This window comes from Chryseobacterium sp. Chry.R1 (genome assembly GCF_039645525.1).
In the GTDB taxonomy this organism is placed as follows: Bacteria; Bacteroidota; Bacteroidia; order Flavobacteriales; family Weeksellaceae; genus Chryseobacterium; species Chryseobacterium proteolyticum.
In genome coordinates this window covers 480,996-493,443 of record NZ_CP151793.1, presented here as the reverse complement: position 1 = coordinate 493,443, position 12,448 = coordinate 480,996, and the positions used below count along the sequence as shown (strand labels likewise).

At 35.2% G+C, this 12,448-nt stretch carries 11 protein-coding genes; 3 read left to right on the top strand and 8 right to left on the bottom strand.

From position 1 onward, the window contains the following. Positions 1-2: 2 nt before the first annotated feature. From AAEU33_RS02380 to AAEU33_RS02345, 8 genes are all read right to left on the bottom strand, one after another. A complete protein-coding gene (locus AAEU33_RS02380; protein ID WP_345990829.1) occupies positions 3-806 on the bottom strand; it encodes a hypothetical protein in 804 nt (267 codons plus the stop codon). Between the two features lie 42 nt (positions 807-848). Next, positions 849-1,229, bottom strand: coding sequence for a hypothetical protein (locus AAEU33_RS02375; protein ID WP_345990828.1), 381 nt, complete (start codon positions 1,227-1,229; stop codon positions 849-851). A gap of 27 nt (positions 1,230-1,256) precedes the next feature. Continuing rightward, positions 1,257-2,438, bottom strand: coding sequence for a hypothetical protein (locus AAEU33_RS02370; protein WP_345990827.1), 1,182 nt, complete (start codon positions 2,436-2,438; stop codon positions 1,257-1,259). Positions 2,439-2,458: 20 nt separating this feature from the next. Continuing rightward, complete coding sequence (locus tag AAEU33_RS02365; RefSeq protein WP_345990826.1) at positions 2,459-2,905, bottom strand: hypothetical protein; 447 nt, start codon at positions 2,903-2,905, stop codon at positions 2,459-2,461. 7 nt (positions 2,906-2,912) lie between these two features. Then, a complete protein-coding gene (locus AAEU33_RS02360; RefSeq protein WP_345990825.1) occupies positions 2,913-3,842 on the bottom strand; it encodes a DUF3289 family protein in 930 nt (309 codons plus the stop codon). Between the two features lie 10 nt (positions 3,843-3,852). Next, the gene (locus AAEU33_RS02355; RefSeq protein ID WP_345990824.1) at positions 3,853-5,778 is read right to left on the bottom strand and encodes a phage baseplate assembly protein V; all 1,926 of its coding nucleotides are present in this window, start codon (positions 5,776-5,778) and stop codon (positions 3,853-3,855) included. Positions 5,779-6,059: 281 nt separating this feature from the next. After that, a complete protein-coding gene (gene tssD, locus AAEU33_RS02350) occupies positions 6,060-6,464 on the bottom strand; it encodes a type VI secretion system tube protein TssD (RefSeq protein ID WP_172284349.1) in 405 nt (134 codons plus the stop codon). A gap of 216 nt (positions 6,465-6,680) precedes the next feature. After that, complete coding sequence (locus tag AAEU33_RS02345; protein ID WP_345990823.1) at positions 6,681-9,821, bottom strand: UvrD-helicase domain-containing protein; 3,141 nt, start codon at positions 9,819-9,821, stop codon at positions 6,681-6,683. 182 nt (positions 9,822-10,003) lie between these two features. On the opposite strand from AAEU33_RS02345, the gene AAEU33_RS02340 reads away from it, so the two are divergent. Genes AAEU33_RS02340 through AAEU33_RS02330 form a run of 3 tightly spaced genes read left to right on the top strand, consistent with a single transcriptional unit; the run spans position 10,004 to position 12,359 of the window. Beyond that, positions 10,004-10,753 (top strand): hypothetical protein, encoded by a 750-nt coding sequence (locus tag AAEU33_RS02340; RefSeq protein WP_345990822.1) that lies wholly within the window; start codon positions 10,004-10,006, stop codon positions 10,751-10,753. Positions 10,754-10,767: 14 nt separating this feature from the next. Next, positions 10,768-11,565 carry a carboxypeptidase-like regulatory domain-containing protein gene (locus AAEU33_RS02335; RefSeq protein ID WP_345990821.1) on the top strand — a complete coding sequence of 266 codons (798 nt, stop codon included), beginning with the start codon at positions 10,768-10,770 and terminating at the stop codon, positions 11,563-11,565. A gap of 26 nt (positions 11,566-11,591) precedes the next feature. Continuing rightward, on the top strand, positions 11,592-12,359 hold the full coding sequence (locus AAEU33_RS02330; protein ID WP_172284341.1) for a carboxypeptidase-like regulatory domain-containing protein: 768 nt from the start codon (positions 11,592-11,594) through the stop codon (positions 12,357-12,359). Positions 12,360-12,448 lie beyond the last annotated feature (89 nt).

Here is a 12,448-nt window from a genome sequence, read left to right as displayed (position 1 = left end):
CGTTATTTTGTTTGTATGGTTATAATGTGTTGGTAATAGAATTTATCTTCTACTTCTATACAGACATCGGTTTCGGCTGATTCAATCCTTGCTGTTTTACCCGTGTAGCTGATATTATGTTTAAAATCTGCATAGAGAGGGACGTTTTCTTTCTCAAAATCAACGGCATATTCATGTTGATGAATATATCTGATAACGTCATTCATAATTTCCTGGGCATTATCTATTTTAGGTTCAAAGAATAGGATATTTTTTTCCTTTTCATAGAAAGTTTCTCCCTTCCATTGTGATGTCCCGATCGGAAGTACCTTCCAGGAAGTGTCATATTGCTTTTTATTGTTGAATTTTTGCATACTGGCTTCGGCAACTTTCATGAAATGGAGCTCTCGGATAAATTGCATAAGTTTTTCTTCAGTTTCTGTAGCATTGAAAAAATGATTCCGGATATGATCTGTGCCTTCTCCACTATAAACAGATCGTATTTCTGAGTCCGTTTTTTGTATGCGTTTTTTTATCTGATTTATATTGTGGATGCTAAGTTTGTAGTTTTCTATTTTACAGTGAATAGGAAATAATGCTTCCATATAACTGTTTGATATTTCAAGGAACTTCGTATCTATTTTTTTATTATTTACTTTAAGATTCGTCCTGCTGATAGATACATCATAATCTTCATCCTCTTTGGCTTCCACATATAATGTATAAGAAAGTAAGGCTTCATGTTCCTCTCTTCCTATTTTCACGGTACATTTATCCTGTAAAAAATAAGTGGATGTAGGGAATATGTCAGCTTTAGAAGGTATCATTGCGTTCTTATAATTGTGGTTAGAAAAACATTCCTATTGATGTTAGTGATTAAGAGCTTTTATGGCCTGAGCATTGTTAATGGTATATAACGCAAAAACTGAAATAATACTTAAAATATATAATACAAACAGTATCAATAATTTCATTGTTTTTTTGTTTTCCTTTTCCTTTCGTAAACTCAATATCTGAATTAAAAAGAGGATAGGATAAATAAAAGCCATAGCTATAAAAAAGACGAAAAGATAAGTCATTAGTAAAGAAAACACGGCCTGGAGGTTTGAAGTGTCAAAGCTTCTGTTGAAATAGGTATGTGCTGGTTTATCCCAGTAATAAATAAATGTAAGGATAGCAAATGCCACAAATATGACTACCTGAATATTGAAAATTGTTTTCCAGTTTTTTATTATAAAATTATTTATCATAATCCGTTCGTTAGTTATATCATTGAGTTATTTTCCTGCTACATACCCGAAATATCCGTCTTCAAAAGGATCAAAAGATACAGTCCATACCTTACTGATATCCCCCCATGTAAACAGGGTCAATATCACTTTTTCATTTTTTTCATCTAATGTAACTCCTTTAAGTCCTACCCAGTGGTTAGGAATCGTAAATGTACCTTTGCTGTTATTCTGAAAATTACCCGCAGTAATAAGGAGGCCAATACTATAGCCGCTGGTGAGAAGCCCGGACAATTCATTTGCCGAATTTTTTGCACTTGCCCATTTACTTGTCACAAGGTTGGTCTCATTTTTCACATCAGTGTAAGAAAGAATGTTCTTCATCATGCTTGCCACTTCGTGAGGAAGTGTGAGTCCAGTACCTCCTTCTACAAAACCGCCTGCACTTGTACCGTCGGGATCGTAATCAAAAACACTATTCAAATAGTCCTTAATGGTGAATAAAAATATAAAGTCAGCATAAGACATTTTTCCACCATTGCTGTTATTCGGATAGCTGGCATCGGAATCTTTCACTTTGATAAGGTGCTCATCCTTATCCAGTTTAATTTTATATTGAGTAGACGGAACTATAGCTTCACCCGTACGGTGCATGTCTAAAATTATTTTTTCGTAATCAGAGGGTTTCTGGATAGCCAGAAAGTGCCCGATCAGTGCAATAGCACACATTGAGCTTTGTCCCTGATCTATATCTTTTCCGGTATTCATCCTTTGCTGGATTTCCGATTTTAATGTTTTGCGGTCAAAAAACCGGAATCTGTTGTGTTTGAAAAGGGTTAATTTCCCTTCATTATCTACATCGTTGATATATGCTTTGATCTCCAGATTATTTCCACATCCGTTGGCATCATTAAATGTTATACTGATTTCTTCACCAGTATTGGGACCTTCCAAAGCATTTTTGTAGAATTTACCTGTTTCAGTATCTGTATAGCTAACCGCCCACCGAATCATACTAGGATCCTTTGGTGCATCGTTGGTATATGTTTCTACTTTGAATGTATAGGTCTTTCCGTATACAAGCCCTGACTTTTCCTTGATCGTTTTACTTCCGTCGTTTAAAGAACCATCATCCAGGACAGAAATCAGCTTAATACTTTTGACTTGCGTTGCCTCAATCCCTTTTCTGGGAATGTTGGTCTTTTCATCAAATACTACACCTGCGCCCATGGTTGCTTCTAGTTTTTGTATTATTGTTCAAACTCAAAATTTTCTTCCTTGTTTGAAAGAACATCATAAACCACATTGCCTCTTTCGGTTATATAAAAAATATCCCTGTTTCCTTTATCATATCTGATATAAGCAATGAGATCCTGGTTGTGACCGTCTAATCCTTCTCTTCCAGCCTTATACTGTTGATTCAGAACATCTGTTTTTTTATAGATATAAACAGAATATAACTGATAGTTCTTTATATCTGTCCCTGCTGTTTTGTCATCAATTTTCTTTTTCAATTTTTCATATTCATCAACGTCGTATGAAAAATTTCCTTCAACATAAAAATAGTCGATTCTATTTTTATTTTCTCCTGCTTTAAACTCGTAGGTAACGGGAGATAAAGCAACTAACTGAAAGTCTTCCGACTTGTTTTGGATACATGCCACAAATAATGTTAATAAAATGATTAAGTTTTTCATGATAAATTTAGTCCTTATCGGAATTGCCATTTAAATCTACGCTTTTTTCCATTTCTGTAATGAAAGGTCTTGCCGTTCTGTAATGCTGCAGAATATACCAGGCTTTAAAAAAATCTCCGGTATGGTATTGCGGGATAATGTCACCACCATGTTTTACGATATCATCCCAATCCAGACCATAGTGATCGTAAAACGTATATTTCAGCTTTCCGCTCCATACTTTGGTACATTTGTTATAAGAATAATCCAGGATTTCTGCTTTGGCACTCCATACCTGATGTACTGTAATCCCTAATCCTGATACTTTATCCCAGAATGACGAAAAATTTAAAAGTCCCATCGAAATAACTCCCATTGCAGCTGGATCATAATTACTTTTTTTCAGCTCCTTTTTAAAATCCGTTAGAAATTTATTATGATAAGTGATAAAGGCATCATTGCCTGCAATTTTTTTATTCAGAATATCACTCTTATAAGTTCCACCTGTGCCCTTTTTAAACCGATCCGACATTTCCAGGGCTACAGTTTCCATATCACCAATAGATAAAGACTTCATCAGCTGATCCAGATATGCTCCTAATGTTGCATCATTTAATTTAAAAACCGGATCATTTTGTATGGAGGCGGAAGATGCCGGCTTATCGGCAAAATACATATCTTCGGCCTTTGTTCCGTCAAAATTGAATCCAGGATCCCTTTTGGCCTTGCCAATGAGCTTCTGGCTTATTCGGACTACCCCTTCTTTGCATCCTTCATCACCTTTTCCATCTTTTCCGAAACCTTGTAATATGGCACGTTTCTGACTTGAGAGCTCAAGATTTTGCTTCGTAGCCTCAATAATTACATGTTCCGATTCTTCATTGGAAACTTTACATAGATTAGTATAGTTATTACTGACCTGTATATTGATATTATTAGCTTTTTTTACAATGGCCATATCACTGTTTTTAATGTGAATTTCCTTGCTCTCCGCTTTGAGATTTTACGGTTTTCTCACTTTGTAAGATCATATTTTCTTTAGTACTCACAACGGTAACCTTTTCAGCATAAGAGTCGCTCTTTTTGGACTGAACATTTCTTTCATTTTCAGCAATCTCTGTTCTCATATCAGAAGACTCATGAATATTTCCTGTAGCAGTTTGTAAAAGGTCTCTTCCGGCTGTATCAACCATGTTTACTCCCGCATTCGATACGATATTGACATTTGCTGTAGCAAATATATTGCTGCCCGCTATGGAAGTGATATCATTTCCTGCGGACATTCTTATATTATTTCCTGCAGTAAAAGTCATATCTTTTGGAGCATTCACAATAATGCTTCCTTTTCCATCCATAAAGTAGGTATTCCCACTCGGATCTTCTATGTAGATACTTCCTTCTGCGTCATTAAAAATTACCTTATTTCCACTTCGCGTTTGTATCGATTTTATATGATTGTTAACGCCTCCTCCTAGACCAACACCTCCATGAAACATTCCACCCATGGCGAAAGGGAAGTCGGGATGATGATATTCAAAGCCAACCATTACCTGATCTCCAACTTCCGGAATCGCTACAAACCCTCTGTTTTGAGTGATTACATCTGTCCCTCCGGCATCAGGGCTCATCATTCTTATAAAATGAGTGGTGTCATTTAATTGCCAGTCAAATTGTACTTGTATCCGTCCCTGATTTAATGGATCTGTATTGGAAACTACAGTGGCAATCTGTGGTTCTGCACTTGGAGTGATAAATTCCGGTTTTGGAATAAATCCGGTCCCCTCGGCTATTGCTTCAAATGATCCTGTATAGATACCTCTGGTATTAACTTCATGAGAGACTTCAGTGATCATAAGCTTGGTGAAATAAGTCGTCTGGTTGCTATCCGGTTTTCTCATTTCTATATCTGCAACACAACCAGGATGTAAAAAAGGAACAGAGGTTGTCCCTGATACGGTAAAGACTTCTACTGCAGCACTTCCTGCAGCACTTTTTTGGGAATCATCAACATTTAACGACATATTGGCATTAATTGGAGATGGGTTCAGTGAACGGGTTTTATAGATGTCATTATTAAGATCATAAGCTTTAGCAGCAAGCTGTCCCAAATGCTTTATGCTTGCAGATGTACTTAATAATTTTGTGTGATTACTGCTGTTATATCCAAAAAACTCCGGTTTAGTATGCACCGCTCTCAGTTCCACGGAAACGTCACTTACATTACTTCCGTAAGTAAGGCGTATGGGTTGATCTTTGGGTGGAAGTTTACCGAAATACAGTGTTTCGCCATCATAATAGAATTGCTCTCCGTAGGTTTCGGCAAGCCTCGCAAGGTAATTGTAATGGGTTTCCTTGTACTGGGCGCTGTAATTAATATAGCTTTTGTTCTGGGTATCAACTTTATAGTCAAATTTACCTGAATTAAGGGTCTCCTTTAAAATCCTGTCGGCAATGATAGAAGTATTCACCGGTTTATCACCGCCAAAGCTTTGTGTATGTGGAGCGGAATCCATTAAAATAGTAGGGCTGTATCCTTTCAGAACAATATTGCCTAAACTCATTTTTTCCTGACTAAAAGCCACTTTGGTAATGAGTCCGACGAAAGTTTGTTCAGGACTCTCATTTTCAGCATCCTTATATTTAAAAACGACCGTTAAGCGTTTTCCGAGAAACTGCTGAGCCTGATCAAGCTCATGATTTTGCAAAGTCCCTAAAGAATCGTGAGCTAAGGTCAACTCAAAGCTATGATGTCTTCTTGTACTTTGCTGTAAGCGGAAGTGTTTGAAATGGTTAATAATTTTACCTTCAATCACTACGTCCAGCTTCACCACACGCTGTACTCCTGCAATATGATTTTCAGCAATTTTATCTGCGTTGGTAGTCTTATTTTTCATTCTTATGTTTTTGGTGTTCACTTACTAAATTAGAAATGTTTTCCAATTCAAGTTGATTAATTTTGTTAAATTTTAAAAACTGTAGTAGAATTACGACTTTTATAGATGTAAATGTTTATTTTATAATCGTCATGTTGAAAAACAAGTATAAAATATTTTATTTACTAACTGAACAATTTAAGTGATCAAAGAGAATGATTAATTGTATAATATTCTCCCGGAGAGATAAAAAGATCATCCATAGGGATGATCTTTTATGTATAAATGTTTGTAGGCATTGATTATGCACCTGGCCAGATACCTTCATAGATACCGTTACCATAATGAATTTTTTCTGCACTTACGATGAAGCTGATCAGCATACTGTTGTCATCCACAGCATCAAAGTCTACTTCATGTTGAATTACATATCCGTTCTCCCATGTTAAAGTAATTAATGTTCCTTCTTCGTGAGATTTGTTGAAAGTAACTTCACCTGTTGTAGGCTTATATTTCCCGTTAAGTAAGCTTTCTAAGATGTCAGATTTTTCTGTAGCCTCGATCGTTAATTTGATGATTGCGTTGGAAGGGTCAGAAGCTACACGTCCTGAAACGTCTGTAGATCTTGATACGCTGTAGTTAAGCTTTAATAATTTCTGACCTTCACTTCCGTTGAATTTTAAGATTCCTCTTGAATTTGCTGCCATAATGGTAAATTTTAATCGTTATTAAATATTATATAATTCAGTGATTATGTAGCAAATGTATAGTACTTTAATCGGACTCAAAAATTTTTAAAGACAAGATTTGATTTTTGTAGTGGTTCTACGATTTCATGTCGTAGTTCTACGATATTTTGTCGTAATTCTACGATTTGTAAATTTTAAAAGTCCCTGCAATCCTTCTGTTAAAGGGATTTTGCGTTATAAATAGATGAGCTGGGTTTTGATAACTTTCCTTCCGAGACTTTCCAGTACACTTTTATAAGTTTCAATTTGACGGTCATTTTTTTCAGTGACTTCTCCGGTTTTAAAATCTACAATGATATAATCTTCACCATTTTTCAGAATTCTATCGGGCCGGTAAATTCTGCTTTCCCCTCTTTCGGAGATCATGATATCTTTTTCGTTGATTACTTCCCATCTTTCGTCAAAGAATTCAGCATGAGCTGTAACGATTTCCTGAAGCGTTTCCTCAATTTCATTCTTTTCAGTTACTGTGATTTGCCCTTCCAGAAGGTAGCTTTCCAATACTTTCTGAATATCTTTTTTAGTATTGATCTTAGATAACAGTTCGTGAACGAAAAGTCCTATCCTCACTTTCTCATTGCGAACCTGATAGTTCTTGGATGGTGTCGCAATTTTTACAGATGTATTTTTTTCGTTGATATTTTTGAGATTCCTGATATCTTTTGTCCTGAAAGATGAGGTTTTGACTTTAGAGTTTTTTTTGAGCATTTCAGGATGTACCTCATAAAGATCAAATTCATCGGACTGTTCTGTATTTTTACCTTGAATAAATTCCAGGATTTCGAGATTATTTGAAGTTTTATTTTGTTTCTGAATATAGAAAAACAGCTGTTCTACAGGACGAGTAGTGGCGACATACTGAAGACACAACCTGTCTATCAGATTTTTATAGGAATTCTTCTTATTGAATTTTTCAATTTCTTCATCATAGACTTCCAGGCTTTTGCTAAACTGATTAATATTAACAGATTTCAAAGCTTCATTGCTGTTGGTTTCAAACCAGTTGGAAAATTCAGCATCACGGTTTTTATTCATCATAGGAATAAAAACAACCGGAAACTCAAGTCCTTTGGCTTTATGAATCGTCATGATCTGGATAGCATCAATATTTTCTGAGGCCTGAATGGTATATGTGGAGGCTTCTTCATCCCAGTATTTTAAAAATTCTTTAGTGCTCGCTCCTGCATTTTGAGTAAAGTTAAAGAGCATTTCAAGAAAGTTTAACAGGAAGTCGGTTTCTTTATTATCAAAAGAAAACTCATTAATATAGTACTCTACAAAATTGTATAAATTAAATCGGGGGAAGTGATCTTGTTTTAGTCGTAAAGCATATTTGTTTTGGATAAACGGGAGGATGTCATCGTGGGATTCAATATCCAGAATTTCTTTCATACTCAGGGTAAAATCTGGCATTTTTACTTTTCCCAATTTATTCAGATAATACATCATCATGATTAAATTGGTTTTGTTTTTAGGATTGGTTTCCCATTTTAAGAACTCAATGACAGCCTGAATGGTATTTGAGAGTTCTAGCGTCAGTCCTTTATCTGATATGGTTTTAATATTGGTTTCTTCTCCTCTATACCTCACTTTCAGGTTCCCTAGCTTCTGTGAATAGCTGAAAATATCAAAATTGCCACGACATAGAATAGTAATATCTGCAAACCTGAATCCGTTGTCAAGACAATCCTGAATGTCTTTCTGCATTCTTTCGGAAGTGTCATTGTAGAAATCCTCATTGGTGAGATTTTCAATAAGATTTACTTTGACCCTTCCATCAATTTCTGATTTAGGATTTTGTTCGGCATCCGTCCCAAATATATTTTTATGTTCCTCTTCAAGATTTAAGGCATGAAATTGATACAGTTCATTATTGAATCGAACAATATTTTTTGCACTTCGCCAATTATCTTTTAATACAAGAAGTTCGGCTTGTTTGGGAGAAATTTCTTTTTTGTTGATAATGTCCAGCATGAGCTTGCTCTCACCACCCCTGAATCTGTAAATACTTTGTTTGGGATCACCTACCAATGTAAATGTTGTATTCTCTGTCGAGACACTATGGTCTCTTAATGGGACGAAATTTTGCCATTGTAATTCCGAAGTATCCTGAAATTCATCAAAAAAATAGTGCTGAAACTGGGAGCCTACTTTTTCATAAATAAAAGCCGAAGGTTCATTTTTCAGGTTTTCATTGATGAGGATATTAAATTTAGAAAGGAGAACAAGATCATTTTCCTCTTCAATTTTTTTTAATTCATCCTGAATGTCCTTGTTTACTTTTAAAGGAAGTAATGCAGATAATATTTTCTCCTTTTTCTGTGTTTCAATATAAAGAAGAATAAGCTGCATTCTGTTTTCTAATAATTCATCAAGAATTTCTAGAATTTCTGGCTCTTTACTTTTTGATTTTGAGGCGGCTCCTTTTCTGTAATTATTAACCACAGAGTCTTCCTGAGTTGTCGGAAAAGGAAAACCAGGTCTCTTCTGATGGTAAAAATCCAGAACTTTAGTAAAAAAACCTCCAATACCGTTTTTACCTTGTGCAAAGTCCTCAACATCGATATTTCTTGATTTAAAAAGATCAATAGATTTCGTAGCGATTTCAACAGCTCTTTTCTTATTAAATACAATCTCTTTCCGGATAGTATTCTTTATATTTTCATAATTGGAATCGTCAAAATTGGTATTGCTTTTCAGCTGTTCATAGTGAATATCTTTTACAAACTCTTTTGCAGAGTCATAAAGATTCTTGTTAAGATTGATTCGCTCGTTATTTTCGAGGCTGTAATCCACATAATCCATGAAAGAATTTGATATTGCATCATTCTCACCGATCTGATCAAGCATTTTGTCTACAGCTTCAATGAGGAAAGGCTCTGCTTCAATCTCGAGATTAAAATTTTTAGCTAACCCTAATTCGTAAGAAAAACTTCTTACCAGGCGGGAATTAAAACGGTCGATGGTACCAATATTTAAGGTAGAATAATTATGAAGAATATAATCCAGTAATTTTTTAGACCGGATGTGCAATTCATCAATGGTTATCTTTAAACCTTCTTCTTCAAAAACTTTCTGAATGTTTTTTAAATCATTATTATCAGCGAAGTTGCTTGCAGAAAAGGCTCCCAACCAGGATAAAATTCTTTCTTTCATCTCATTGGCCGCTTTGTTGGTGAACGTTAATGCCAGAATATTTCTGATGGCATGCTGCTGATTAGGATAACGAAGACAGATCATCAGGAGCCTCTGAACCAGCGCATAGGTCTTTCCGGAACCGGCGGAAGCATTGATTACTGTATAAGAATTTTGCATTTTTTGAGATGAATTGAAGATGCAAGTTAGCTAAAATTTAAATGAAATTTTAACAATTGAAAATGGTGCTTTAACAAAATCAGAATGGAAAATCAAAAAAAATGCTAAAACGAGTTAACTGTGGTTAAACTTGTGGAAAACATTAAAAATAAGTTTAGATTTGTTTTATAAAAAAACTTTCCGTGAAATTAAAACTACTTTTTCTTTTATCACTCATTTTCTTCATTCAAAAAATAAAGGCACAGGATTATCTTTTCGGAAAAATAACTTCAGAAGAGCATATAGAAATGCCTGATGTTACTGTAATCAACATTAGAACTGATGAACGTGTAACCACTAATGCTGATGGACATTTTATGATCTCGGGCAGGGAAGGAGATGAACTTCGATTTATAAAAAGCGGTTACGAAAGGATGAACAGGAGAATTACAAAAGACAATATTTCAGCTCCTCTAAGCATAACGTTAATCCGGCAGACTACTCTTATTGAAGAGGTCGAAGTAAAGAAGGGACTCACAGGCGACCTGAAAGTAGATTCTAAAAACCTGAACAGACCCAGAAAAGTAGAAAAGTTAACCCAAGATATTGACAAATACATTGCCCAAAAATCTGATCCGAGAATCCTGGCGGCAAAAGCAGGAGAGTTTGTCCAGCCAAAAGGACAAGGGTTTTCAATCGGGAAAGTGAAAGATAAGTGGGACGATGTGGATCTCATGCGTTACTTGCGTGAAAGCCTCGGAGATCAGTATTTTATAGATTTAAAAATAGATAAATCTTTAATCGAGCATTTCATTTATTATGTCTTAAGATCAGGTTTTGAGAGGAGACAGATCCTTAAATACGGTTTTTGCAGTGATGCAGACCTGATGAGATTTCAAAGAGCTGTACTGGCTAGAATTTCCTCATATCGCGCTCCTCAAACCCAGAGATAATCTATGAATGTTTTATGATTAAAAATACTTTGTATATCGTACCGTGCTTTGCTTTTGCCCATTTTTATTCGCAACAAAAGATTTCAGGCAGAGTAGCGGATGAGAATAATAATGCTCTGGCGTCTGTTCTTATCTACAATATTTCCAACAACACAAAAACTCAAAGTGATTCTTCCGGTCAATTTATAATTGAAGCTAAGGAAAACGAAGAGATCCGCTTTTTAAAGCAAGATTATTACCGTGTTGATAAGAAGATCAATAAGGAGAATATAAATTTACCATTAGATATTAAACTCCTCAAGATTGAAACTCTAATTCCGGAAGTTGAAATTCCTTATAAACCCACAGGTAATCTGGAAAAAGATAGCAAACATTATGATCAGGCAAGGAAGACCCTTGTATTGAAATCTGAAATGGATGCCTATATGAGAAGCCCTTTGAAAGAGCCATTACCCGAGAACAAAATTCCTAAAACCTTTAGTGGACATGATTTTAATGTAGGACAGGTCGACATGGTCAAATTGTTTCTCACGGGTATAGGTCTTGTAAAAAAAGCAAGCCAACCCAAAGTTACCAAACCTGATTATTATGAAACCCAAAATTTCATTAACAGGCTTAAACTGGAGATCAATTTAGATTTTCTTGTAGAAAAGGGAATGAATGAAGAGCAGATAGATGAATTTCTGGTATATGCTAACGATAAAAGGTATCTTGCAAAAAAATACAGGAAAACTTTTAATAAAAGCGTGATCGAATCAGAACTAAGAATTGCTTTCATAGAATACGACAAGACCCACGTAATTAAAAATTAATAGTGCAATAAAACAATCATAATTAAATGAAAAATATAATTTTATTTATTGTTTTGTTTATATATGGAATTGCCTATTCGCAACAGATCGTTACGGGGAAAATAACAGATGATAATGACATTAACCTTGGATCTGTTACGGTCATCAACCTTTCAACAGATAAGAAAGTCTATAGTAATTCTTCGGGCGAGTTTTCTATTGAAGCTTCAAAAAATGATGAATTAAGGTTTGTAAGACCTGGATATGAAAGGATTTCTAAAAGAGTTTTTGCAGATGGTGTTGATTCTCAACTTTTCATAACAATGATAAAAATTCCTGAAGAAATAGAGGAAGTAGAGGTAAAGAAATTATCCGGGGACCTGGCTAAGGATTCAAGAAGTGTTGCTAAAGTTGACAAAGGGGAAATTGTTCAGCAGGCAGTGGGCCTTCCACAACCTGTTGGAAAAATGAGGGAAAAACCGGCAGAAGTAAAACAGGTACTACTTCCGATACTTTTAGGGCAGCTGAATGTTCAGGGAGCCTTTGATCTCATCAGTGGAAAAGCGAGAAGACAAAAACGTCAATACAGATATGACGATCTGCAGGACAATATTTTATGGGTGAGGAAGAGAGTGGATGATGATTATTTTACTAATGCAGGAATTCCTGCGGAAAGAATCTCGGAATTTATAGAGTTTTCTTTTGTTATCAAACCACAGGCCCGAACTTATGTAAAAGCAAGGAATCTCTCGGGGGTGCTGCTGAGATTAGAAGAAACTATGCCGGCATTTTTAGAACGATTAAAAAAGGATTGAACGATTTGTTAAAGAAATCTTAAAATTACGGAATAGAAATTGATGTATCCGTTCATAAGAAAATTTAAATTTAAATGACCAATCAATCA

What these genes read in the sequence shown, in the direction of transcription:
- AAEU33_RS02365 (WP_345990826.1), bottom strand. Translation starts at nt 2,905, where the DNA reads ATGAAAAACTTAATCATTTTATTAACATTATTTGTGGCATGTATCCAA.
- AAEU33_RS02375 (WP_345990828.1), bottom strand. Translation starts at nt 1,229, where the DNA reads ATGATAAATAATTTTATAATAAAAAACTGGAAAACAATTTTCAATATT.
- AAEU33_RS02360 (WP_345990825.1), bottom strand. Translation starts at nt 3,842, where the DNA reads ATGGCCATTGTAAAAAAAGCTAATAATATCAATATACAGGTCAGTAAT.
- AAEU33_RS02380 (WP_345990829.1), bottom strand. Translation starts at nt 806, where the DNA reads ATGATACCTTCTAAAGCTGACATATTCCCTACATCCACTTATTTTTTA.
- AAEU33_RS02335 (WP_345990821.1), top strand. Translation starts at nt 10,768, where the DNA reads ATGATTAAAAATACTTTGTATATCGTACCGTGCTTTGCTTTTGCCCAT.
- AAEU33_RS02330 (WP_172284341.1), top strand. Translation starts at nt 11,592, where the DNA reads ATGAAAAATATAATTTTATTTATTGTTTTGTTTATATATGGAATTGCC.
- AAEU33_RS02355 (WP_345990824.1), bottom strand. Translation starts at nt 5,778, where the DNA reads ATGAAAAATAAGACTACCAACGCAGATAAAATTGCTGAAAATCATATT.
- AAEU33_RS02345 (WP_345990823.1), bottom strand. Translation starts at nt 9,821, where the DNA reads ATGCAAAATTCTTATACAGTAATCAATGCTTCCGCCGGTTCCGGAAAG.
- tssD (WP_172284349.1), bottom strand. Translation starts at nt 6,464, where the DNA reads ATGGCAGCAAATTCAAGAGGAATCTTAAAATTCAACGGAAGTGAAGGT.
- AAEU33_RS02370 (WP_345990827.1), bottom strand. Translation starts at nt 2,438, where the DNA reads ATGGGCGCAGGTGTAGTATTTGATGAAAAGACCAACATTCCCAGAAAA.